Origin of the sequence: Aneurinibacillus tyrosinisolvens (assembly GCF_001015055.1) — a bacterium.
GTDB classification, from domain to species: Bacteria; Bacillota; Bacilli; order Aneurinibacillales; family Aneurinibacillaceae; genus Aneurinibacillus_A; species Aneurinibacillus_A tyrosinisolvens.
The window spans coordinates 1-22,034 of sequence record NZ_BBWZ01000057.1 but is presented as its reverse complement, the minus strand read 5'-3'; the positions used below and the strand labels follow the sequence as shown (position 1 = coordinate 22,034).

Sequence of the window (22,034 nt, the reverse complement as noted above, 5' to 3'; positions counted from 1 at the left end):
TGCCACAAACTTATTCAATAAAATTAGCCTGGTCTTTACCTTGAAGTGAAATAACACCCATAGTGAGGTTCTTGTATCGTGAGTCTTGAATTAATATTTTGATGTCTTTAACAATTTCTTCTGCTTCAACTTCATTTATAACTTTTGTGCCATCACTACGGCATCCCGGTACCCGCTTAGCAATAATCGGCTCTCCAATTCTGTCGTCTTCAGTCGGTAGGCGAAGGGGAATTATTTCCCCATTGTAACTTAAATCATTAGAGAACTGGATAATCTCAGGTACACACCGGAAGTGCTCTTTTAGCATGATTCCGCCAGAGAAAAGTCTTATCCCAACATCATATAAAGAAGCTTGCATATCAAGACTGTTTGCTTGGGGAACTCCTTGTAAGTATCGCTCAATCAACGTACGAACCTCTTCTTGGTTTACACCAACAGCCGGAGGACTTATTTGCTCATCATCTCCAACAATAACTGCCTTTTTGGCTCTTAAGAGGACCGCTAAAGAAAACAAATCAGACTGGCTACTTTCATCCACTATAACTACATCGAACTTTTCCTTGGTAACAGATAAATTCTCAATCACTCGGTCGATAGGCATAATCCAAACAGGAATTGCGGACCTTGCTTCGTCCATTTCCTGTCTAGCCTCTTTCTTGAATTTGCACTTCTATTCTTTCAGGATGATATCGCTCCAACTCACATACCCAAGTATTTAACTGGTTCCATTTCCACGCCGCTTCCCATTCATGAGGATAAGCAATTTCATTCCCGAGGCTTTTTTCAATCAAATCTGCCCAAATGGGTGTGGTTTTTCTTAGGGAACTTAATAATATGTAAAATTCACGATACTTTTCTTGTAATTCAATCAAGCTTTTCGTTTCATTATAAACGTTGAACCAATTATCTTTTTTTCAAAAGGATCTGTCTGATTCCTTTTTGGTGGATATTCTTTTTCTTCATACACTTCTGGTTCAATGTTTTCTTTTGTATAATCTGTCTTCAACCATGCTTTAATAGAAATGTCTGGTTTAGGAGGTAAATCCAGTGTTTGCTTGTGGATTTCTAACCATGCTTCTTCATCTTCCCCTTTCCCAAACAAATAACAACCTTCTTCAACCGCAAGTTCATCTATTTTCCAGTAGAAGTCATACTCCCGATAATCCCGGATAGGCGGAGTTGTCATATTCTTGACTGCGAGTAAGTATTCAAATATTTGCTGTACTTGAACCTTCATTTTTTCACCCCTTCATAAAACAGGCTTCATGTAATTATATTCAAAAATATAGCCAACTTTAATGAATATTTATTTTTAAGTGCTGTAACAATTCGTCTTATATAATTTATTCCCATAAAACTCCGAATTGGATACAGATCTGTATGAATTGAAAAATGAGATTTTCATTGCAAACAAAAAAAAGCCGGACAGCTCACAGCTATCCGGTCTTCCTTCTCAATCAACAAACTCAAACTCCAGCTTTCCGATTTTTACAAGGTCCCCGTTCTCCGCGCCTTTTTTGCGGAGCGCCTCATCGACTCCCATGTTCCGCATCAAGCGGGAGAACCGCTGAATCGAATCGTGGCTGTTCAGATTCGTCATCCGCACAAGCTTCTCCAGCTTCTCGCCTTCGACAATAAACGTGTCATTCTCGCGGCGTACCGTAAACTCGTCCGCTTCCCGTTCCGCCTTGTACAATACCGTCGTTTCGATTTCCTCTGTATCTTCTACGGTTGGCAAGAATGGAATCTCATCCAGCTTATCTGCCACCGCATACATGAGTTCTCTTATCCCCTGCTTCGTCACCGCAGAAATTGGGAACACAGGAACATCGCCAACCTTTTCGCGGAATTCCTTCAGGTTCTCTTCCGCTTCCGGAATGTCCATTTTATTGGCGGCGATAAGCTGCGGCCTGTCTTCCAGCCTTTTGTTATACAGCTTCAGTTCTTCGTTAATCTGAACATAATCCTCATACGGATCGCGGCCCTCTGAACCGGCCATATCAACCACATGAACGATAACTCTCGTACGTTCGACATGGCGCAGGAACTGGTGGCCAAGCCCGGCCCCTTCATGGGCGCCTTCAATTAGCCCCGGTAAATCCGCCATGACAAAACTGCGTTCTTCACCAACATCAACTACACCGAGATTCGGCGTAATCGTTGTAAAATGATACTCCGCAATTTTCGGACGGGCTGCCGATACGACGGAGAGCAAGGTTGATTTTCCGACGCTCGGGAAGCCAACAAGCCCAACGTCGGCAAGCACCTTCAATTCGAGCCGTATATACCGTTCCTGGCCTGGTTCCCCGTTCTCGGCGATTTCCGGCGCTGGATTGACAGCCGTTGCAAACCGGTTATTCCCCCGGCCGCCACGGCCGCCCTTCGCAATAACGGCCCGCTGGCCATGAACAACCAGGTCAGCAATCACTTGCTGCGTATCATCATCAATGACGGTTGTTCCCGGTGGAACGCGAACGACCATATCTTCCGCACCGGCTCCATGCTGGCTTTTCGTACGCCCGTTTTCTCCGCGCGGCGCCTTGAAATGGCGCTGGTACCTGAAATCCACAAGTGTGCGCAATCCTTCGTCTACGACAAATACGACATCGCCGCCCTGGCCGCCATCACCGCCGGCAGGCCCGCCTGTCGCTACATACTTTTCACGGCGAAAAGCAACCATCCCATTCCCGCCATCGCCGCCTTTCACATACACTCGTACGCTATCTACAAACATTATGATTCCACCTTTTCACAATACCCGATTATTTTAACGAAGCAGGAAGCGTGCATTCAAGGACAGATTCACTTGCGGTGTGAAGGTCCATGACAAAGCTTCCGCCTCTTTGCTCCGCCTCTTGTCTAATGGCAGCCACTTCATCCATTGCGCGGTCCGCGTCCAAACAACCGGCAAAATCAGCGAGAACGCGCAGCTTATCCTCAGCATAGTGAAGCGTCAGAAGAAGCGTGTTCGGCTCTCCATCATTATATAAAGCGTGCCGTTCATAAAGCTTTACCACAGAAAGGATAAAATCCCCCAGAAATTCGGCACTCTCCATCCTGGCAAGGGAGAATGGCTGTGGTATTTCAACCTCAAGCCTTACCTCTCTATGAAGCGCATTAAACGTCAGCAAATAGGCCACAACCGAAGACAGTTCGAGCCTGGCCACAAGTGAATCTCTGTTGGCCTCCTGAATCATACGCTGTATGTACTCCTCACACATGCCGTACTTCTCAAGCTTTAAATACCCAAGAAGCACCTGAATGTGATTCATCCAATCATGCCGCTGATAATTTACTACCTCGATTAACTCTCTCACACGATTCCTTCTCCCTTATCCGTAACATTTCTCTCTATTGTACCATAGGCTTCCTTTTCCCCTTAGTGTTCCGCAAAAAAAAGACTTTAACCCTCATGCCGGCCTGCCTTTCTGCATACATAAAAAAAGGCCGCCGACTTACGTCAGCAGCCTTCCTATAGAAGTGATTTACGCTTCGCTAGCTACAGTTTCAATTACAACTTGCTTGCGGTCACGGCCAAGACGCTTGAAGCGTACAATGCCGTCAGCCAGTGCAAACAATGTGTCATCTCCACCACGGCCTACGTTTTCACCTGGATAAATCTTTGTTCCGCGCTGGCGGTACAAAATGTTACCCGCTTTTACGAATTGACCGTCTGCACGCTTCGCACCAAGGCGCTTCGCGATAGAGTCACGACCGTTCTTTGTACTACCTACCCCTTTTTTAGAGGCGAAGAACTGAAGGTTCATTTTTAACATGAAATCCACCTCCTCAATACGTTTTATTGTCAATTACTTTGACATATTTATCATGTTCCATAGCTACCGAACGGAGAGAAGCAACCATGCCCTCAAGCATGAGTTGAACTTTCTCTTGCAAGCCTTCTGTGTATTCTTGAGGAACCTTGCAGTGGAGAAAGCCGCCCTTTCCCATCTGTACCGGAAGCTCTACTTTTAACACCATTTCAATCGCGTTCAACATACCGAACGATATGCCCGATACAGCCGCGCATACGAGGTCATGCCCCGGTTCCCCGGAGTAAGCATGTCCGCTGATTCGAAGTTCTGCAACAGAATCGTCAGCGTGCCGCCCTATACGCACCGTAATCATTACGCGTTGATCGCTTCAACGACAACTTTAGTGTAAGGTTGGCGGTGGCCTTGCTTACGACGGTAGTTCTTCTTTGCTTTGTATTTGTACACGATAATCTTCTTGTTCTTACCGTGACGCTCTACTTTCGCAGTAACTGTTGCACCTTCAAGTAAAGGAGCTCCCATCTTCAAGCCGTTATCACCTGACACAAGCAATACACGGTCAAACGTCACTGTTTCACCTTCTGCTCCTTCGAGCTTCTCGATGTAAAGTTCAGTTCCCTGTTCTACTTTGTATTGCTTTCCACCTGTTTCAATAATTGCGTACATTCATCGCACCTCCTTTATATACTAAGACTCGCCGACGAACGGTGCAGCCGTTAAGCTGACTTGTAACCTGGGCCGAGCGGTTGTAGTATGCTTGAGGCGTCAAGCACACTGAGCAACAAACAATAGATTATCACATATAACCCAGAAATGCAAGCATCAACCCTGGATACGCTGGCGGACTTCTTCTTCCGTTCCCGTAAAAGCGATATGATAGCGCTGCTCGTTCAATCCGCCATTCGCCCGGATATACACAGGGAGCTCTGCTTCCTGCACAAGGGCACGCAGCCTTGCTTCCTTATCTTCCCGCAGCCATTCTTCGATGTGGGGATGAACTTCAAGCAATACAGCCTCCGCATGCCCTCCACGCTTGTATTCATAAAGCTCCCGTTCTATCGCGGCGAGCACCGATTCTTCCGACAGGATGCGTCCGCGCCCGTCACAGGCAGGGCACGGCTTCATGAGAACATCGGCAAGGTTTTGCCGCTCCTTTTTGCGGGTCATCTCCAGGAGTCCGAGCTGTGTAAAGTCAAGCAGATGCGTTTTCGTCCGGTCTTTCCGCAGTTCGTTCTCCATGCAGGCTCGTACACTCTGCCTGTGCTCTTCCTTAGCCATGTCGATAAAATCGATAATAATGATGCCGCCTAAGTCGCGCAGCCGGAGTTGGCGTGCGATTTCCCGGCACGCTTCCAGGTTGGTCTTCACGACGGTCTCTTCAAGATCATAGCTTCCTGTATATTTCCCCGTATTTACATCGAAGACCGTCATCGCCTCGGTCTGGTCAATCACAAGGTAGCCGCCGCTCTTCAGCCAGACTTTGCGCTTCAGCGCCCGTTCAATGTCGGCCTCAATGCTGTAATGCGAGAAAATCCCTTCTTTTCCCGGATAAAGGCTTACCTTCTCCTTTAAACCGGAGCGGAAATGAGACAGCAGCGAGAGCACTTCCGTATAGTGCGGCCGGCTGTCGATAATGCACTCTTCTACCTCTTCACTCAGCATGTCACGCACGACGCGGGAAACAAGGTCCAACTCACGGTATATCAAAGACGGAGACTTCTTCTCTTTTCCTTCGCCCCAGGCATTCTGCCAGCGCGCCCGCAAAAAGCGGATATCGGATTCGAATTCTTCTTTGCCGGCTCTTTCCGCAAGCGTGCGGATAATCACGCCTTCTTCCGGCTCAAGGATATCAAGCGCCAGGGACTTTAAACGCTCACGCTCTTTTTCCTGCTGAATTTTGCGTGAAACACCGATGTAGCGAACGTGCGGCATAAAAACAAGGTACCGGCCGGGAAGTGAAATTTGCATCGTGGCCCGTGCGCCTTTGGTGCCGATGGGTTCCTTTGTGATTTGGACAACCACTTCCTGTCCCTTGGTCAGCACCTCATTAATGGAGGGCTGCTTTTTCCCGCCCTGGCTGTCTTCGTTTGCCGGCGGCCGGCAGTCATCGACATATAGAAACGCATTTTTGCCGGTGCCGATGTCAATGAAGGCCGCCTGCATCCCCGGTAAAATATTCTCCACTTTTCCTTTATAAATATTGCCGACGATCCGTTGCTCGTCAGGCCGTTCGATATATAATTCAACGAGCCGGCCCTGCTCCAGGACCGCTACGCGTTTCTCACGATTGGTGCTGTTAATGACGATTTTCTTCAAGGCGTTACCTCCCCGCTATCTGGCTGCTTTCTCTCATTCTACCTTAAAAGCTGCTCAACTGTACAATGGGGCCTTTTCTTATCAAAATAGGAATAAAGAAGGTGCTTTTCAGACAACGTCTCCGGAGGCGAACTGGACGCCGCTTCCACGAGAAACGTGTGGTAGTAATTTCGTTTAATTTTCTTTGTCAACTCCAGCAGGGATAGAGACGGGGAGATACGCACGCTCCTGTGGGGCAGCTTTCCGTCCAATTCATCTACCTGCCCGTAGCGGAAGAGAAGGAAACGCATGAACTGATAATGGCTTTGCCTGTACGCCATAATATTGCTAAAAAAAAGATAGCACGCAACAGCAAGCCCATTGAAGTGTACGGCAGGTTGAGCAACACTCCACGCGACAAGCAGCAGTGCTCCTACTCCACTCGTGTAAATGGACGCTGTAATCGCCGTTCTGTACGGCAGAAGCAGGCTGTATGCCGTCTGCATCACCCGCCCGCCATCCAGCGGCCAGATCGGGAGCAGGTTAAAACCGCCGATGAGCACATTGCTGTATACAAAAAAAGCCGTCCATTCAGACGACCATATTCCCCACGTTTCCAGCAGCTTTCCAGCCAGAATTAGCAATCCGTTCATGAGCGGGCCGGCAAGCGCGGTAACAACTTCTTCCACGGGGGATGTATTGCCCCACTCGTCGACTTCAGCGACCCCGCCGAATGGGAGGAGTTCAATTCTCTTGACGCGCCAGCCATAGTATACTGCGGCCGCGACATGCCCCGCCTCATGGATCATCACGATGATAAAGAGAGTAATGACCTGCAGAAATTGGCCGGCGAGCAATGAAAAGAGCATCATCAGCCAGAACAGCGGGTGCACATGAAATCGCCTATCCACCAAAACCGACCACATCCTGTGGATTGACAAACTGTTCGTTTTTCTTCACTGCAAAAAACACTGGCTTATTTTTGCTCTGTTCCGTGCCTGGCTTGCCAATGGGGCTTTGCGCTTCTACCCAATCGTTCTGCTTCACATCAATGATTCCCAGCCCACCGTACCACGTTTCCATCCCTTTCGCATGCTGGATAATGACCGTTTTCCCAATACCTTCCTTCTCTCCTGCGAAGGTGACCCAGCCATGATCAACTGCCTTTATCGCAGGTTCGGCCGGTGTAAAATAAAGCCCGTTCCCCTGTTCGGCAAACGTCTTTACAACCGGTCCGGCGGCGGGTGCTTTCAGCAGAAGAGACGAAGTCGCAGACTGCAGAACCGGCTTCACTTCATTGCCCGCCTGTCCGATTGGCGGCATTAACGTTGGAATCGCGCCGAACTTCTTCTCATACCACGCCGCCATCCCCTGAAAATCGTAGGGCCTTGTGAATACTTCCGCCATAAGGCCCCGGTATTTTTCCGCTCCCGGGAAGGATACGGTTTGTACGACATAGGCCAGGCTGAGCAGAAAAAACGAAACGATGATGCGGATTATCCACTTCTCTCCGCTTTTCATCGGGGTTGAGGGTCTTACCTGGCTCTGTTTTCGCCGCACAGGGTAGGAGAGCCGCTCATCCTGCCATTCATTCCGGCCCCGGTCCATGTGGTAGGGCAGCTGATCCTCCTCTTCCTCAAAAAAATAGGAAGAATAGGTATCTTCCATCTGCTCCCTGAGCCGACGTACCCGTTCTTCCCTGCGGCGTTTTACCCCGTCCGTATCGTAGAATGTCATTTTCCGTCACGCTCCTTCTCTCCTCTTCACTGTAGTACAAGTGTATGAGAGAGGCGCGCGCTGTATGTTACTAACCTTGTCTATTCAAACATCAGCTTTCTTTTCCGCATTCCAATATTAAGCACCATCCCCATTACGAAGAAGTTCGTCACAAGTGAACTCCCCCCATAGCTGATAAACGGAAGGGGAATCCCTGTTATTGGCATAAGCTGGATCGTCATCCCGATGTTTTCGAATACCTGAAATACGTACATACCGATGACACCGGCTATGATGTACATCCCAAACGTATCCTTGGCCTCCATCGCGATCCGTATCATCCTGTAAATAAAGAAGAAATAAAGGAAAATCAGAATACTCGAACCGATAAAGCCCAGCTCTTCACCGATAACGGTGAACACGAAGTCACTCTCACCGACCGGAACCCAGCCGTTCTTCGCCTGCGTTCCCTGATTAATGCCCTTGCCGAGCAGCTGGCCGGAACCGATAGCCGTCATCGATTGCCGAAGCTGGTATCCTTCCTTCTTGTATTTCGGATTGTACGGGTCAAACCAGGACTCAATCCGCATCCATTGATAGTCCTTCATAATATGCTTGAAAAAGAAATCATTGTGGAACTTGAAAATGTACGTCATCGATCCGAAGAAAATCGCAGTGATAATGCCCAGCACGACAAAATAGCGCATGGGAAGACCCGCCACAATGAGCATACTGACCAGAATCCCGATAAAAACAAGGCCGGTCCCAAGGTCAGGCTGTTTTAGGATAAGCAAAAGCGGCACGCCGACTAGCAGAAAGATGGGGAGCAGGTTTTTAACTGTGGCAATGGATTCCTCTTTCTCATCCTTCTTCGCTATATACTTGGCGACCGTTACAATAACAAAAATCTTCATAAGCTCCGAAGGCTGGAAGTCAATGACGCCGAGCTGGTACCAGCTGTGGGCTCCGCTCTTTAACGGCGTGAACAAAACGCCAACAATGAGCACCATGCCGATGCCGTATAAAATATAGGCGTAATTCCCGAGGGAATTATAATCAAATAGCAGGACACCGGATAACACAATAAAACCAACCGCATACCAGACGACCTGCTTCCACTCATAATTGGCCGTTATTGTCGCACCTGAAATACCGATAAAGCTGAAAATGCCAAGACAGAGGAGCAACAAAATTAACAGCCAATCCAAATCACGTAAATATTTCTTATCAAAATCCATTGTCTATCCTCCGATGCCTGTGCTGCCCGGCACCTTATCTTATACCAAATAAACGTTTTACTTTCTTCAGAAATCCATCCGGTTCATCCAGGTTAAGAAAAGGAACAGAATCACCCAGCATCCGCCGTGCAATATTACGGTAAGCAATTCCCGCCTTCGCCTCATGGTTCATTGCTACAGGCTCTTTTAAATTCAAATGTTTAATTACTTCTTCATCGTCAGGAACATATCCGATCGGATCAACGGAAAGCATAGAGACCACATCATCAACGTCAATCATATCCCCCGTCTTTGTCATATGGGCACGAATACGGTTGACTACAAGGTACGTTGCTTCTAAATTCTCACGCTCCAGCAGCCCGATGACACGGTCAGCGTCACGGATCGAAGAGATTTCAGGGGTTGTTACAACAATCGCCTTATCGGCCCCTGCTACAGCGTTCTTAAACCCCTGCTCAATTCCAGCCGGACAATCAATGAGAATCATATCAAAGTCGCGCTTCAACTCATTTACGAGCTTCTCCATCTGCTCCGGATTGACGGCGGATTTATCTTTCGTCTGCGCCGCAGGGAGCAGGTACAGCAAATCATCAAAGCGCTTATCTTTTATCATAGCCTGATGCAGCTTGCAATTTCCTTCTACAACATCTACCAAATCAAAAATAATGCGGTTTTCAAGCCCCATAACGAGATCAAGATTTCGCAGCCCGATATCTGTATCAATCATGCATACTCTCTTTCCGAGCTGCGCGAGCGCCGTCCCGATGTTTGCAGTTGTCGTTGTCTTGCCGACGCCGCCTTTACCCGAAGTCACAACAATGGCTTCTCCCATGAAGAATCCCCCTTATTTCATCAAAGACAATTGGCCCAGCGCCGGACGGACTTTATGGAGACGGCTGATGCTTTCAATGGCCATTCGTCCATCCAGCAGGAAAGCAAATTCCATGCTGGTCTCCACGTCGCCCCATTCATTGGAAGGAAGGCTGGTGACGCCCGCGATGCGAAGCTGGGTAGGGATCATTCGGCGCGCCGCAATAATGCACTCCCGATTGCCCTCACAGCCCGCATGAGCCATGCCCCTAAGCGAACCGAGCACAAAAACATTTCCGGTACATAGAAGAAGGCCGCCGGGATTTACATCACCAAGCAGCAGCAAATCCCCCTCGTGCCGGATAATTTGTCCGGAACGGACTGTTTTCGTATGAATATGAACCCGCGAAGCAAGTTTATCCTGCAGCGCCTGCTCTTTTGTAATGACATCCGATTGTACCGATTTAATAACAAGATTTCCTCTTTGCCTTAAAATATCGATGACCTGTGTTTCCTGCTCCGGCGATAAATACCGCATCCCCGCATGTACGGTTACGCTAATGACCGGGCCTGTCAGGATTTGCTGATGGCTGTTCTCCACCTTCTCCTTCAGTTCAGCCAGCAAATCATCAAGCGAGCATGTAGCATCTAAATAGAAAACGAGGCCATCTTTGGTCCCTTTAATCGTTACATTATGTTTTGATTTTGTCATAGCCAAAGATTTCACCCCACATTGTTTGTATTCGCCATGGAGTGAGTGTTTCCTGCCGTACATCAGGCAATCTTCTTCTCACCGTCGGCCCCCTCCAGCAGCTTGCTCATCGGGCGAAAAATGAACAGCGCAAACAACGCGTTAAAAAGGACCGTCGGAAGTATCTGGTATACCATGAGGTTTCCTACATCCACTGCAGCGATATGAAAGAGATGGTAGAGGCCATATGTCAGCCATTCATTGCAAAAAATAACGAGAATCACATTAATGAATACAAGAAGCCAGTTTTGATGAAAATATTGAGAGGACAGCGCCGCCAGGTAGCCGGTTATCCCCATAGAGAACGCGTAAACGCCGATAATATCGGTATACACAATATCATATAACAAACCGAAAAAAAGGCCGAAATAAAGGGCTTTCCTTCTTCCGGCATACAGCCCCGCAAACACAATGCCAATAAGAACGAAGCGGGGAACGACCGTCCAGGGGAGTCCCCAGGCCTCCGGGACAAGCGCCTGCACGACAGTGCCTTCCAGCAAAAACAATAGAAACATAACAATGGAAAAGAGACCTACCTTCACCTGCCGCCTACCTCCAAGCCGTTATTAGCCGCCATTACTCGGCTTGCCTGCCGGCTGTTTTTCCTGCGTGGGGTACACAGGGAATGTCCGCTCTACGACAAAGACCCTATCAAGCTGATAGAAGTTAGCAAGCGGCGTAATACGGGCCGTTTGCGTCAACCCATAATCCCCGTCCCCGGTCGACTTCACCTGTCCAATCACAAGGCCCTGCGGCATGACACCGCCCATACCGGATGTTGATACATACTGACCCGGCATAATTTTCAAACCTTTAGGGATTTTCCGCATAATAAGTTCGTTATTTTTCAAATCGTAGCTCTCGATGATTCCATAAATCGCTTCCGGTCCCTGGATAACAGCGGAGATATGGTTCGCCTGCTCAATATCCATCAGCAGCTCCACCTGAGAGGAGAAGGTAGAAACACTCTGCACGCGCCCGATGAGCGCTCCTGCCGACGAAATGACAGCCATATCGGGCTGGATCCCGTCATTCTTCCCTTTGCTGATGGTCACCATGTTGTTCCAGCGATCCGGACTGCGGGCGATAACATCGGCCACCCGTACTTTTTGGCTCCGCAATTTATTTTGTTTAATGTCGAGCATTTGGCGCATATCTTTATTGTCCCGCCGCAGCTGTTCCAGTTCTGCCGTAACCTGCGCATACTGGTCAAGGTTGGCCTTCAGTGCCTTGTTCTCTTCGTATACACGATAAATGTGCTTTACGTTATCAAAGAAACCGGCAACCGCTGCTGTAGGCTTGTAAAACACTCCCTGAACGAAGGATACGCTGTCATGGACGAAGCGTTCCGGCCAGGACGGAAAAGGGCGCTGCTTAACCGTAGCACCCATAACCGCGATCAGTACGATGAGACTGATCAGCAAAGCAATTAACCGTTTGTTGCCAAAGAAATTGGTCACACCTTAACACCCGCTTATCGATTGCGTCCTGAACGCATTGTAATCCCTGATTTAGATTTAAAGAGATGAAGATTTTCCAGTGCACGGCCGGTTCCGATCGCTACACAATCGAGCGCGTTTTCCGCCACAAGCACCGGCATGCCTGTCTCTTCGGCGAGCAGCCTGTCCAGATTGCGAAGCAGGGCCCCTCCTCCAGTTAACACAATGCCCCGGTCCATAATATCGGCGGCAAGCTCCGGCGGGCTTTTCTCCAGCGTAATCTTTACGGCTTCCACAATGCTGGATACTGTTTCACTTAGCGCATCGGCAATTTCCTGTGCCGTAATTTCAATCGTTTTCGGCAGTCCGGTAATCAAATCACGCCCGCGGATGTCCATGGTTTCCCGCTGTTCCGGCGGAATGGCAGACCCGATTTCCATTTTTAACGTTTCGGACGTTCTTTCCCCGATCATTAAGCTGTATTTCTTTTTAACATATTGAACAATCGCTTCATCCATTTCGTCCCCGGCTACGCGGATTGATTTGCTCGTTACGATACCGCCGAGCGAAATAATCGCGACTTCTGTCGTTCCTCCGCCGATATCAACAACCATGCTGCCCGTCGGCTCCCACACCGGTAAATCGGCACCAATCGCCGCAGCAAACGGCTCCTCAATCGTGAAGGCTTCACGGGCGCCCGCAAGCTTCGTCGCGTCTTCGACCGCTCGCTTCTCAACCGCCGTAATTCCCGAAGGAACACATACCATAACGTTCGGTTTGCGTGAGAAAAGCCCGCGGCTCTTCTGTGCCTGATCAATAAAATAACGGAGCATTGTTGCAGTCGTTTCGAAGTCGGCAATGACACCGTCCTTCATCGGGCGAACGGCCACAATATTCCCCGGCGTCCGTCCAATCATGCTCTTCGCCGAGTTCCCCACGGCTTCAATGCTCCCCGTATCTGTACGAATCGCCACAACGGACGGCTCCCGCACAACGATGCCCTTTGACTTCGCATAAACTAACGTATTGGCTGTACCAAGGTCAATCCCCATATCTCTATTAAAGCTACCAAACATCCGTATATTATCTCCCTTCATGTATCGCGCATATGTAGTCGTTCACAACTATACAATTATACTCAATGAACGGGCTTTTACAATAAGGGAAATAATGGACTCTGCCTTACTTGAAGTGCCCCTTTTCCTTTATGCTGTAAAATCGCCCGTCTCCAATAATGACATGATCAAGCAGATCAATCCCCAGGATTCTTCCCGCCTCCTGGAGTCTATGCGTGACATCAATATCCTCCCTGCTCGGTGCAGGATCCCCGCTCGGGTGGTTGTGCAGGCAAATAAGCGAAGCACTGCTCCGGCGAATGGCTTCCTTAAACACTTCCCGGGGGTGGACAATCGATGAATTCAAGCTTCCGATAAAAATCGTTTCTCTTCCAATCACCTGGTTTTTCGTGTTTAAATAGAGGCAAACGAAGTGTTCCTGCGTATGGTAGCGCAATTCTTCCATCATGAGCTGTGATACGTCCTGCGGCGAACGAACGGTCGGCCTGTCGGACGGTGTCATCGTCGCAATCCGCTTTCCGAGTTCCAGCCCTGCCATGATGAGCAATGCCTTGGCGGGACCGATGCCTCGAAGGCTCGTTAGTTCATCTACTGAAACAGAGCGCAGTCCTCTCAGTTCGCCTACCTGGTTGAGCACCCGGCAGGCCAGTGTCATGACGGATTCGTCTGCTGATCCTGTCCGAAGCAGGATCGCGAGCAGTTCGGCATTGGACAGCGACTCCGCCCCCGAATGGATCATTCTTTCTCTTGGCCTGTCTGAAACCGGCACATCACGGATGAGCGGGTAGTATCCCGCAGGCAGCATGTCCTTCTCTTGCATATAGACTCCCCCATTCTTTCTCGCTATGAGGTTCCTGCTGCCATGCCCGTGAAGCACCCCATAGGTGCACACTCATCGTGCACCTACAGTAATTGTACACCAAATTCTTCCAAAAAGTCACTGACCAATTGAATCGGTAAGCCGACAACGGAGAAATAATCACCGTCCATGTTGGAAATAAAAATCGCGCCATAGCCCTGAATGGCATAGGCACCGGCTTTATCCATCGGTTCTCCTGTTGCAATATAGCGTTTAATCTGCTCGGCCGAAAGCGGGCGCATCGTCACCTGTGTTGCCCGATGCCCCGTTCTCTCTCGGCCGGTTCCGGTTTCCACCACGCTAAGACCGGTATAAACAGTATGGGATTTCCCCTGCAATTCGGACAGCATGCGAAAAGCATGTGCTTCATCTACAGGTTTACCCAGTATTTCACCATTCAGAACAACAACCGTATCCGATCCGACAATGAGCGTGCCCTGCTGTCCGCTTTCCGCAGTGCGGGCCGCCACTTCCAGCGCCTTTCTGCGGGCCAGAATTTCGACAAATTCTGCGGGCGTCACATTCTCCTCCACGGTTTCGCTTGCTTCGCTCGGCTGAACGGAAAACGTGAGCCCTAAGCCTTCCAGCAGTTCCTTACGCCTTGGAGAACCTGATGCCAGAATAATAGACGGACTTCTGCCTGATAACAAGCTTCTTCACCTGCTTATGTTCGATTAACTACTAATCAGTGATAGTATACGCTTCTTCTTCCATATAGACTCACATTATTTTAAGTGTAGCAAAGACGCTGTAGCAGTACAACAAAGAAAAGATAAGAATTTGTCTAATCATGCAAAATAAACGGGTGCCCTGTGTTTGAAAAGGACACCCGTTTATTTAGCGGCTGAGTAATTGCTGTAATTCCCGGTGCGTAAACCCGAAGCGCAGCATGCTTTCTTCTGCCTGCCAGAGATAAGCCTGCTCCGGCTGCTTTGCGAACTGCTGGAGAGCTGTAACGGCTGTGGTCAGCTCATTCACTTCTTTTTGCAGCAGGCGTTTCTGCCCGTCGGTAAGCAAGAGGCCAAGGCTGCGCATCTGCTGCAGCAGGCTGCGGTGCAGCTTTTCCATCTGTGCCTGCTGCCCCGCTTCAAGCTTCCCCGCTTTCAGGCCGGTTGCGCTGAGCATCGATAGTTCTCCGTAAAGGTCCGTTTCCGTCTGCCCATACTTCGCCGCTTCCGCCGCGGCAGCTTCATCCATTGTGTCCGGACCGTTGAGTGTAAAAGTCCCGCCGGGGAGGGATTTTTCTTTTATATACACATCCTGCTTCCCTTCCTTATATACCACACTAATCGCCAGCGCATCGTCACGCGACACGGCGCTGCCCAGAAACAATACGTATTTGCCGTCTTCCTCGGAAAGGTAAACCGGCCAGCCTTTCTGCTCGATTGTGCCTTTGATTTCCTCGGCACCCGCTTTCGTTGTAAATACACCACCCTGGACCATATGCAGCGGGAGGGCCGGAAAAGAAACCGTAACCTGCTTCGTTCTCGCAGGGGAAGGAGTCGCTTGCTGTGGAAGTGTACCTGCCTGCGGCTTCGTTACCTCGGTTTTGTTGCCGGAAATGGAGGATTGTTTGTTCTCCTGAACAGCCGAAGCCATGTTTGGCTTTCCGCTGCCTGGCAGGTGCTCGGCATCGTTCGTTGAGAAGATGCGAAGAGCCACATACCCGAACAACAGGCCAACAGCAATCGCGCCGCCGACAACAATGGAAGCATGAATCATATTTTTAGGCAACCGGGGCGGGGAGCCTGTCCACCGCTTTCGCTTCGTCCCCCACCTGCCAATGGCACGGCGCGCGCTTACCGCTTCAAAGGCGGGTTCCTCCAGAAGAGGGATTTCCTCCTCGGGTTGAGGGGGCAGAAGCGAAACGGGTGCCGTATTTAACGTAACTTTCGGGAGCTTTTGCTTCTCCTGGCGGACGGGTTGCTCTGGCGGCCGATCCTGTGACGGTTTGAAACGAATCGTATAGTTGGGATTTTTGTTCATCGCAGGCGTCTCCCTTTCTACTTGTAGTCATAATTACTAGAGTATATGAGACTAGCATGGAATATATGAATAAAAGCAAAAAAAAAATAGATTCCATAAAAAAGCGTGCCGGAGGCTTTGCCTGGCACGCTTTGTCGTGGTTTGTTATGGGTTTTGTTTTGGGGTGTTCTGGTTTTGTTTGTCCATGTCTTCTTTTTTGATGACGGGATACTGTGTGGGATCCCACTTTCCAGAAGGTTTCTCCGTAATTACAGATGGAAGCTTATCTAATAGAACGGCATACTGAGGAGCATAGTAGGTAGTGAGCTTCATAGATACAATTGTTGCCTTTTCTTTGGGAGTTTGGAATTCATCTTTTTCAGGTGAACTAAACGAAAGGCTATCCACACGCAGATAGCGTGATAAATCTTGTATTTCTGAAACAAATTTATAAATATTTTTATATTCTCCCTTAACAGAAAGAGTCATCTCTATGCTTTTTATCGTTGTCTGTGGCAGGGAATTCTGGATGCCTTGTATATTTATCGGCTTGTTTTCTTTTGGAAGGGTCACTTTTCCGTCTTTGACTTCCGGCGGGATAAATTTTCCGGCCAGTTCTTTTATATTTACTTCATTTTCAGAGTTGAAAGTCACATTTTGAATTTCAACTCCTCCTAGTGTCTGTAATTTGCCAAGATCAATAATTAAATGATCAGTATAGGGTTGAACAGGAAGCAGCTCAGCAATCTTTGTTAATTGTTCCTGCGGCGGGGTCGTTTCCTTTACTTCCACCCGCTTCAGTGCGGACTGTGTTTGAGAATTAGCCAGCTCTACCTGTGCCCTCAATTGCTGTGCTTCATTCTGAATAGGAATAAAATACACATAATAATAAGCCGCAAGCCCAACAAAAAGCATCGCAATCATCAACAAGATATATTTTCGTTCTTTTTCTGTCATACACTCACACCTTCTCTACCTGCTGTTCCTATGATTACCGATGCCTTTTTTGTCCTCAGTTTGCTTTGGGAGCCGTTGCGGATTTGCTTTTCTGGCTTTCCAGACTCTTAACATCTACGTTCATAGCCAGCACTTCGAACACGGCGTCATACCGGGGGAGAAGATTACCCCCTACAATCTGAAGGGAAGGAGATAAAGGCTTGCCCTCGGTATCCACCGGCCCGGACCATGTTACCGGAGCAGCCGTTATGCTTTTCACAGATGCCTTTATGATACGAGAGGAAGATTGCAGATTATGAAGATAGGCTGCAACATCATCATACTTCTCGAACCGCCCTTGAAGATTGATTTTCCCATCTAAATTATATGTAAGCTGTGTTAACTTTCCTTTCTCCGGCAAATTGTAGGCAAGTTCATCCATCATCATTGTTGTTGGATAGAAAAGATGTTGTAACTTCTCAGAAAGCTCAAGATAGCCCTGCACTGTGACAGCGGGAGTTCCCTGATTTACCTTCTGTTGCGCGGTAGTAAGAACCTTTTCCTGCTGGTTAAGTTCATTATTAAGATGGGCAATTTCCTGCTTTGCAGAATAATGCAACAAACCAAGATAAATAGCGCCTGCCAGCCAGATAACACTAAGAATAATATAAGGATATAAGCCAGGGCTAACCCATCTTTTTTTCTGGGGAAGGAGGTTAATATTAACCACGGTACTCAACCTTTCATAGACAGCCCTATTGGGACAGTATAAGCCTGTATCTCTTTATCATCAGAAAAAGGATGCTTGATATGTTCGATTGGAAAAGGAATAATATCAATATTGCTTATTCTTTCTTTCATCATAGAAATAATTCTATCCTGCTCAGCAAAATCGCCCGTTACATATATTTTCTTGATATGAGTTCCATCATTTTTCATACTAAACTGATAGAAAGTAATCATTCTTTCAATTTCTCGTACCAAATCACTGGCAAACGATTGAAACAGCCCCCGTTCCTCGAGTTGCTGAAGCAAATCATGAGCCTGCATACTCATCCCTTCCACCTTTATTTGATAATTCTTCAAATCGAGCGGGATGTTACGAATAAATTCAGGGATGTCTTTCTTAAAAAAAGAAACATTTACAGTATGAAGATCAAGCTGCATATACATGCAGTCGTCTATGCCCTCGCGTATAGAATCGGGGGGAAGAAGACGGTGAAGGGCAAGCGGTTCGATATCAATCGCTGCCAGGTGAATGCCTAGTTCTTTAAACAAATCGATATATTGATCAATCATGTCTCCAGGTGCCGCCACAACAAGGTATTGATCAAGTGGCTCTTCCTCATCATGATTGCTCTCAGTTGAATTTTCTGTTTCGCTGGCTTCCACCCCATCTAGCTTGTAAAAATCAAAGTAGGGCCGGGGAAATGGAAGGTGAATCGTAGAGTCAAGTTCAACTTCCAATAACGAGCGGACATCTTTTAACGATACGTTCGGCAGGGATACTTTGCGAACAACGACAGCTGATGTGGGCACAGCTAATACTGCTTTTTTTCGTTTTAGTCTTGTGTCCTTCATTCCGAGTGCGAGCTGCAGTAAAGTTTTATCCGGATCCACAATTTTGCCGTTCTCAATTAACCCCCTGTCTATCTCAATGAACCCCGCCTGCTTAACGTGTACACGAGAAGATGTAACTCTCGCCTCAGCATATCGTAGTCCTTCATCTTCGAGGGTTACTCCTATATAGCCGCCCTTTTTTTGTGGAGCTAACTGTATGTGCGGTATTTTCAACCTGGGCAACTTAATTTTTACCATGACGGTTCCTCGCTTATTAAAAACAAAAATATATTGCTACTATAATCCTTAATAAAAGGGATGAATAAAACGAAATTTTACTAGTAGAAAAAATTCCAGTACCACTGAATAATAGATTCTCCCCAAAATACAGCACAAAGACTTCCGATAGCAATAAATGGACCGAATGGAACTTCCGTTTTTCGACCCGCTTCGACAAATACTATCAATAGAATACCATATAATGCCCCAAACAAGGTAGATAGAAGAATTGTCAATAACAGTAACGGGTATCCAAGGAAAAGTCCTACAACAGCAAACAATTTAATGTCCCCGCCACCCATCCCGCCGCGTGAAACGATAGCGACGAGAAGGAAAACTGTAAAGCCAAGTACCATGCCGATGAGGTGGGAGACGTAAGACTCATGCGGGTGGATAAAGAAGCGCAATATAAGGAATAAAGCGAGAAATGGAAAGACAACTTTATCTGGAATAATACGATAGGCTAAATCCGATACGGTAATAATGACAAGAAGCGAAACAAATAGAAGAACCATCAATGTTTCCATTGTGAAGCCATAGAAATAAAAAACGGCTGCGAAAAGAATTCCTGTAGCTAATTCAATAACCCAGTAAATGGGCGAAATTGACTCTTTACAAATGCGGCATTTTTTCCCATTTATGAAGTAAGAAAAAACGGGAATAAGATCCCTGGCACTTAGTCTTGTATTGCACTTTGGACAGTGTGATGGCGGGGATATAATCGATTGCTTTTTTGGCAGCCGGAGTCCCACAACGTTAAAGAAAGAGCCAAAAATAAGGCCGTATACAAAGAACAAGAAGAAATAAATAGACTGAGACATGACATCCTCCAACCACCTTATTTTTCTACACCGTTCTCTTCAGCCAATAACGGGTTAGCAATACGGTATAGCATACCGAGAAAAATCCAGAAAAAAGGAGCCACCGGTACTACACTAATATTGAAAAAAGCTTGAATAAGATATCCAACAATGGCAGCCAGTAACCCATACGTGTAGATTTGCAGATCCCCGGATTGACGACGTGCAGCCTTTAATCCTGAAATAAGGATATGGCTAATAAATATGAGATAAACAATCAGCGCTGGAACACCAAGAGTAACTGCAATTTGTAAATACTCGTTGTGCGCTTTATCTACTTTAATATCAGGATTATTGAAATACTTTTGTTTTTCTTCCGGGTTATTAGGAAATACAACGGCGAACGTATCTGGACCGGATCCAAACCAGAAGTATTCTTTTACTAACGGAAGACTTTTCTTCCATATGTACCATCGACTGGAGCCGGCGTCCCCGGTGTTTTCACCAGATAGAACACTGTCCGCGTCGCTAATAATTGTGTTTGCTCTGGTTAGATAACTATTATTCTCGAATTTATTAATCAGAATAAACAGTGAAGCCAATATCACAAGTAGCAGAAGCCACCTTTTCCATAAATATCTTCTTTTCCATATTACAAAAAAAGATAGAAAAATAAAGCCACAAAACGTTCCAAGCCATGCACTGCGGGTAATCGAATAAATGAGAGCAATAAAAAGAATAGAGATAATTCCAAGGTGCAAAATCTGATAGATTTTCTTTTTGCTACTCAGGTAAAGAGCCGTTGCCGGAAGTATCATAAGCACAAGATATGAACCAAAGAAGTTTGGATTGTCAAAAAAAGCATAGCTTCTTGTCCAATCCAGTTTCTTTGAGTTACGAGGCAAGAAATCAAGTTGGAAATGCTGAAGGATTCCGTATAATGCTACCAGAGCGGAACAGTAAGTGATGAGACGAATAACAAGGTCAAGTTTATTAGTACTAATATATCGAAAGGAAAAGAAAAATAGAGAAGCATAGCAGACTAAAACGGGGAATCCTTCTAGCCTTTTTTCTCCGCCTTGCAGCGATAAATTAGTATCAACTGATAGCGCTGTAGAAGTACAAATAATTATTGTATATAAAAAAACCATTCGCTCTGCTAGCGTTGCTTTTTTTATGGTAATCTTTTTTTTACTTATTAAGATTAAAATAACACTCCAAAGAAGAATAGTAAAAAAAATCAAATAGTTAGTTTTAGGTAATGTATAATATAGATTCTCTCCCCATGGATAAATTAACAAAGGGAATGCCGTCACAAAAAATGCAATTATAGAGTACATAAGTATATCCTTCCATAAGCTCTCGTTTAAAATTTAATCTGAGCTACATACCTAATTCTCTGTTTATTAAGTAGACTAATTGTAAAAAATAACAAGACTCCCTTCTCTCACTGAAAAAGGAGCCGTTTAATATATTAGAAATACGGCTCTACACCACGAAATGATCTTGATATGATTTAATAAGCTAGACGTTCTTGATTACACTCAAGAAGAATCCGTTGTTTATAATATAAAGGATTTCGTGTGAAGTAGTGGCGGCGCTGAAGGGCTTTAATTTTGTTATTGCGACCTTCCACGGTCGCATTGGTAAAACGAAGACGGTGATAATTAAGGATTTCCTGTTGCCAGTTGACCATCGTTTTTAGACAGGATTGGACCGCTTTATGTTGGATGAAACGGCCTTGATTAAGCCAACGCTCAAAACCTTTTACTGCATGAGCGAAAGTAGAAGAACGATCATACCAATCAATAAAGGCCTCTTTCCATTCATATACGGATTGTAATAGCGCTGAATACTTTAACAGCTCCTCCAAAAGATCACTTTCTTTTGGGATCAGGCTATCTCTACGTTTGGCAAGAAGGCGAAAGTTCTTTTTTATCTTTCTGGCTGCCCGTGAGGGCAACTGGTGTTGAATTTCTTTTCGCACATTTTGAAGGGCCTCCGTAACATAGCGGTTTACATGAAATCGATCCGCGATCCGCAACGCATGTGGATACGTTTCCTTGATAAACGTGTGGTAACACTCTGCTAAGTCCATCACCACAGCGACAGGCTTCAGATCAAATAAGGCAGGATGATTTTGATAAGCGATACGAAGTTCTTCAATGGTTCGGCCCGAAAGGATATCAAGTAAACTTTCACCGCGTAAATCATGTAATCCCGTGTTATACGTGCTTCCTTTTCGAATCGCAAAATCATCGATTCCAAGCACGAGCCCTTCTCTTTCTGTGGCTTCTTGAATGCAAGAGGCTTGAAGAGACGGACATTCCTTCTTCATCCACTGTTTATAAACCCGTTCAACGGTGCTGTATGGAACGTCTAAAATAGCGGCAGCCTTGTCGATGGTAGACCCAATTACATAGGTGGGGAAACTATCTTCAAACACCCTTGTATATCGTTCTCGAGGGAGAACGCATTCATATTCCCACATGAAAACAGCCATACAATCTGTACGAGACATACGAATGGCTGGGATG

Annotated in this window: 26 protein-coding genes and 1 other annotated feature; all 26 genes read right to left on the bottom strand. The window is 46.8% G+C overall.

All coding sequences use genetic code 11. From position 1 onward, the window contains the following. Positions 1 to 10: 10 nt before the first annotated feature. Positions 11 to 637 carry a DEAD/DEAH box helicase gene (locus tag MBEAL2_RS25955; protein ID WP_047155121.1) on the bottom strand — a complete coding sequence of 209 codons (627 nt, stop codon included), beginning with the start codon at positions 635 to 637 and terminating at the stop codon, positions 11 to 13. Between the two features lie 7 nt (positions 638 to 644). Further along, on the bottom strand, positions 645 to 872 hold the full coding sequence (locus tag MBEAL2_RS25950; RefSeq protein WP_047155120.1) for a hypothetical protein: 228 nt from the start codon (positions 870 to 872) through the stop codon (positions 645 to 647). Beyond that, positions 869 to 1,237: a hypothetical protein gene (locus MBEAL2_RS25945; RefSeq protein WP_047155119.1), complete on the bottom strand. Its 369-nt coding sequence runs from the start codon at positions 1,235 to 1,237 to the stop codon at positions 869 to 871. The genes MBEAL2_RS25950 and MBEAL2_RS25945 overlap by 4 nt, the downstream gene beginning before the upstream one ends. Positions 1,238 to 1,453: 216 nt before the next feature. Further along, entirely contained in the window at positions 1,454 to 2,734 is a 1,281-nt protein-coding gene (gene obgE / locus MBEAL2_RS25940; protein WP_047155118.1) for a GTPase ObgE, read from the bottom strand. 28 nt (positions 2,735 to 2,762) lie between these two features. Further along, on the bottom strand, positions 2,763 to 3,317 hold the full coding sequence (locus MBEAL2_RS25935) for a Spo0B domain-containing protein (protein WP_047155117.1): 555 nt from the start codon (positions 3,315 to 3,317) through the stop codon (positions 2,763 to 2,765). Positions 3,318 to 3,485: 168 nt separating this feature from the next. After that, entirely contained in the window at positions 3,486 to 3,776 is a 291-nt protein-coding gene (gene rpmA, locus MBEAL2_RS25930) for a 50S ribosomal protein L27 (protein WP_047155116.1), read from the bottom strand. Between the two features lie 13 nt (positions 3,777 to 3,789). After that, positions 3,790 to 4,128 carry a ribosomal-processing cysteine protease Prp gene (locus MBEAL2_RS25925; RefSeq protein ID WP_047155115.1) on the bottom strand — a complete coding sequence of 113 codons (339 nt, stop codon included), beginning with the start codon at positions 4,126 to 4,128 and terminating at the stop codon, positions 3,790 to 3,792. Further along, on the bottom strand, positions 4,128 to 4,439 hold the full coding sequence (rplU, locus tag MBEAL2_RS25920) for a 50S ribosomal protein L21 (protein ID WP_047155114.1): 312 nt from the start codon (positions 4,437 to 4,439) through the stop codon (positions 4,128 to 4,130). Before rplU ends, MBEAL2_RS25925 begins: the two co-directional genes overlap by 1 nt. Positions 4,440 to 4,453: 14 nt before the next feature. Continuing rightward, positions 4,454 to 4,531 (bottom strand) — a sequence feature (ribosomal protein L21 leader region). 64 nt (positions 4,532 to 4,595) lie between these two features. Next, the gene (locus tag MBEAL2_RS25915; RefSeq protein WP_052948027.1) at positions 4,596 to 6,089 is read right to left on the bottom strand and encodes an Rne/Rng family ribonuclease; all 1,494 of its coding nucleotides are present in this window, start codon (positions 6,087 to 6,089) and stop codon (positions 4,596 to 4,598) included. Positions 6,090 to 6,127: 38 nt separating this feature from the next. Continuing rightward, the gene (locus MBEAL2_RS25910; RefSeq protein WP_236693023.1) at positions 6,128 to 6,979 is read right to left on the bottom strand and encodes a M50 family metallopeptidase; all 852 of its coding nucleotides are present in this window, start codon (positions 6,977 to 6,979) and stop codon (positions 6,128 to 6,130) included. Beyond that, positions 6,972 to 7,805 carry a peptidoglycan DD-metalloendopeptidase family protein gene (locus tag MBEAL2_RS29790; RefSeq protein ID WP_052948025.1) on the bottom strand — a complete coding sequence of 278 codons (834 nt, stop codon included), beginning with the start codon at positions 7,803 to 7,805 and terminating at the stop codon, positions 6,972 to 6,974. Before MBEAL2_RS29790 ends, MBEAL2_RS25910 begins: the two co-directional genes overlap by 8 nt. Positions 7,806 to 7,885: 80 nt before the next feature. Further along, a complete protein-coding gene (gene rodA, locus MBEAL2_RS25900) occupies positions 7,886 to 9,022 on the bottom strand; it encodes a rod shape-determining protein RodA (RefSeq protein WP_047155112.1) in 1,137 nt (378 codons plus the stop codon). A 34-nt stretch (positions 9,023 to 9,056) separates the two neighbouring features. Then, entirely contained in the window at positions 9,057 to 9,854 is a 798-nt protein-coding gene (minD, locus tag MBEAL2_RS25895; RefSeq protein WP_047155111.1) for a septum site-determining protein MinD, read from the bottom strand. A gap of 12 nt (positions 9,855 to 9,866) precedes the next feature. Next, positions 9,867 to 10,544, bottom strand: coding sequence for a septum site-determining protein MinC (minC, locus tag MBEAL2_RS25890; protein WP_047155124.1), 678 nt, complete (start codon positions 10,542 to 10,544; stop codon positions 9,867 to 9,869). 62 nt (positions 10,545 to 10,606) lie between these two features. Further along, positions 10,607 to 11,125, bottom strand: a complete 519-nt coding sequence (gene mreD / locus MBEAL2_RS25885; RefSeq protein ID WP_052948024.1) for a rod shape-determining protein MreD — start codon at positions 11,123 to 11,125, stop codon at positions 10,607 to 10,609. 24 nt (positions 11,126 to 11,149) lie between these two features. Then, positions 11,150 to 12,043, bottom strand: a complete 894-nt coding sequence (mreC, locus tag MBEAL2_RS25880; protein ID WP_047155110.1) for a rod shape-determining protein MreC — start codon at positions 12,041 to 12,043, stop codon at positions 11,150 to 11,152. Between the two features lie 14 nt (positions 12,044 to 12,057). Next, entirely contained in the window at positions 12,058 to 13,098 is a 1,041-nt protein-coding gene (locus tag MBEAL2_RS25875; protein ID WP_047155109.1) for a rod shape-determining protein, read from the bottom strand. A gap of 106 nt (positions 13,099 to 13,204) precedes the next feature. Beyond that, entirely contained in the window at positions 13,205 to 13,918 is a 714-nt protein-coding gene (radC, locus tag MBEAL2_RS25870) for a RadC family protein (protein ID WP_082130194.1), read from the bottom strand. Between the two features lie 83 nt (positions 13,919 to 14,001). Continuing rightward, on the bottom strand, positions 14,002 to 14,607 hold the full coding sequence (locus MBEAL2_RS25865) for a Maf family protein (RefSeq protein WP_047155108.1): 606 nt from the start codon (positions 14,605 to 14,607) through the stop codon (positions 14,002 to 14,004). A 187-nt stretch (positions 14,608 to 14,794) separates the two neighbouring features. Beyond that, the gene (locus MBEAL2_RS25860; protein WP_047155107.1) at positions 14,795 to 15,943 is read right to left on the bottom strand and encodes a hypothetical protein; all 1,149 of its coding nucleotides are present in this window, start codon (positions 15,941 to 15,943) and stop codon (positions 14,795 to 14,797) included. Positions 15,944 to 16,087: 144 nt separating this feature from the next. Then, complete coding sequence (locus MBEAL2_RS25855) at positions 16,088 to 16,879, bottom strand: type 4a pilus biogenesis protein PilO (RefSeq protein ID WP_047155106.1); 792 nt, start codon at positions 16,877 to 16,879, stop codon at positions 16,088 to 16,090. A 55-nt stretch (positions 16,880 to 16,934) separates the two neighbouring features. Then, positions 16,935 to 17,588, bottom strand: coding sequence for a PilN domain-containing protein (locus MBEAL2_RS25850; RefSeq protein ID WP_047155105.1), 654 nt, complete (start codon positions 17,586 to 17,588; stop codon positions 16,935 to 16,937). A 5-nt stretch (positions 17,589 to 17,593) separates the two neighbouring features. After that, positions 17,594 to 18,676 (bottom strand): type IV pilus biogenesis protein PilM, encoded by a 1,083-nt coding sequence (gene pilM, locus MBEAL2_RS25845; protein WP_047155104.1) that lies wholly within the window; start codon positions 18,674 to 18,676, stop codon positions 17,594 to 17,596. A gap of 80 nt (positions 18,677 to 18,756) precedes the next feature. Continuing rightward, positions 18,757 to 19,518, bottom strand: coding sequence for a prepilin peptidase (locus tag MBEAL2_RS25840; RefSeq protein WP_047155103.1), 762 nt, complete (start codon positions 19,516 to 19,518; stop codon positions 18,757 to 18,759). A gap of 17 nt (positions 19,519 to 19,535) precedes the next feature. Next, positions 19,536 to 20,837, bottom strand: a complete 1,302-nt coding sequence (locus MBEAL2_RS25835) for an O-antigen ligase family protein (RefSeq protein ID WP_047155102.1) — start codon at positions 20,835 to 20,837, stop codon at positions 19,536 to 19,538. A gap of 176 nt (positions 20,838 to 21,013) precedes the next feature. Beyond that, positions 21,014 to 22,034, bottom strand: a 1,021-nt coding sequence (locus MBEAL2_RS25830) for an ISL3 family transposase (RefSeq protein ID WP_047155101.1), incomplete at its 5' end; no start/stop codon positions are given.

Bases quoted from the DNA above. Each gene is read 5' to 3' on its own strand.
- MBEAL2_RS25855 (WP_047155106.1), bottom strand. From the start codon at position 16,879: ATGACAGAAAAAGAACGAAAATATATCTTGTTGATGATTGCGATGCTT.
- MBEAL2_RS29790 (WP_052948025.1), bottom strand. From the start codon at position 7,805: ATGACATTCTACGATACGGACGGGGTAAAACGCCGCAGGGAAGAACGG.
- MBEAL2_RS25925 (WP_047155115.1), bottom strand. From the start codon at position 4,128: ATGATTACGGTGCGTATAGGGCGGCACGCTGACGATTCTGTTGCAGAA.
- pilM (WP_047155104.1), bottom strand. From the start codon at position 18,676: ATGGTAAAAATTAAGTTGCCCAGGTTGAAAATACCGCACATACAGTTA.
- minC (WP_047155124.1), bottom strand. From the start codon at position 10,544: ATGACAAAATCAAAACATAATGTAACGATTAAAGGGACCAAAGATGGC.
- MBEAL2_RS25875 (WP_047155109.1), bottom strand. From the start codon at position 13,098: ATGTTTGGTAGCTTTAATAGAGATATGGGGATTGACCTTGGTACAGCC.
- minD (WP_047155111.1), bottom strand. From the start codon at position 9,854: ATGGGAGAAGCCATTGTTGTGACTTCGGGTAAAGGCGGCGTCGGCAAG.
- MBEAL2_RS25835 (WP_047155102.1), bottom strand. From the start codon at position 20,837: ATGTACTCTATAATTGCATTTTTTGTGACGGCATTCCCTTTGTTAATT.
- rodA (WP_047155112.1), bottom strand. From the start codon at position 9,022: ATGGATTTTGATAAGAAATATTTACGTGATTTGGATTGGCTGTTAATT.
- rplU (WP_047155114.1), bottom strand. From the start codon at position 4,439: ATGTACGCAATTATTGAAACAGGTGGAAAGCAATACAAAGTAGAACAG.
- obgE (WP_047155118.1), bottom strand. From the start codon at position 2,734: ATGTTTGTAGATAGCGTACGAGTGTATGTGAAAGGCGGCGATGGCGGG.
- rpmA (WP_047155116.1), bottom strand. From the start codon at position 3,776: ATGTTAAAAATGAACCTTCAGTTCTTCGCCTCTAAAAAAGGGGTAGGT.
- MBEAL2_RS25860 (WP_047155107.1), bottom strand. From the start codon at position 15,943: ATGAACAAAAATCCCAACTATACGATTCGTTTCAAACCGTCACAGGAT.
- MBEAL2_RS25945 (WP_047155119.1), bottom strand. From the start codon at position 1,237: ATGAAGGTTCAAGTACAGCAAATATTTGAATACTTACTCGCAGTCAAG.
- MBEAL2_RS25955 (WP_047155121.1), bottom strand. From the start codon at position 637: ATGGACGAAGCAAGGTCCGCAATTCCTGTTTGGATTATGCCTATCGAC.
- MBEAL2_RS25840 (WP_047155103.1), bottom strand. From the start codon at position 19,518: ATGTCTCAGTCTATTTATTTCTTCTTGTTCTTTGTATACGGCCTTATT.
- radC (WP_082130194.1), bottom strand. From the start codon at position 13,918: ATGCAAGAGAAGGACATGCTGCCTGCGGGATACTACCCGCTCATCCGT.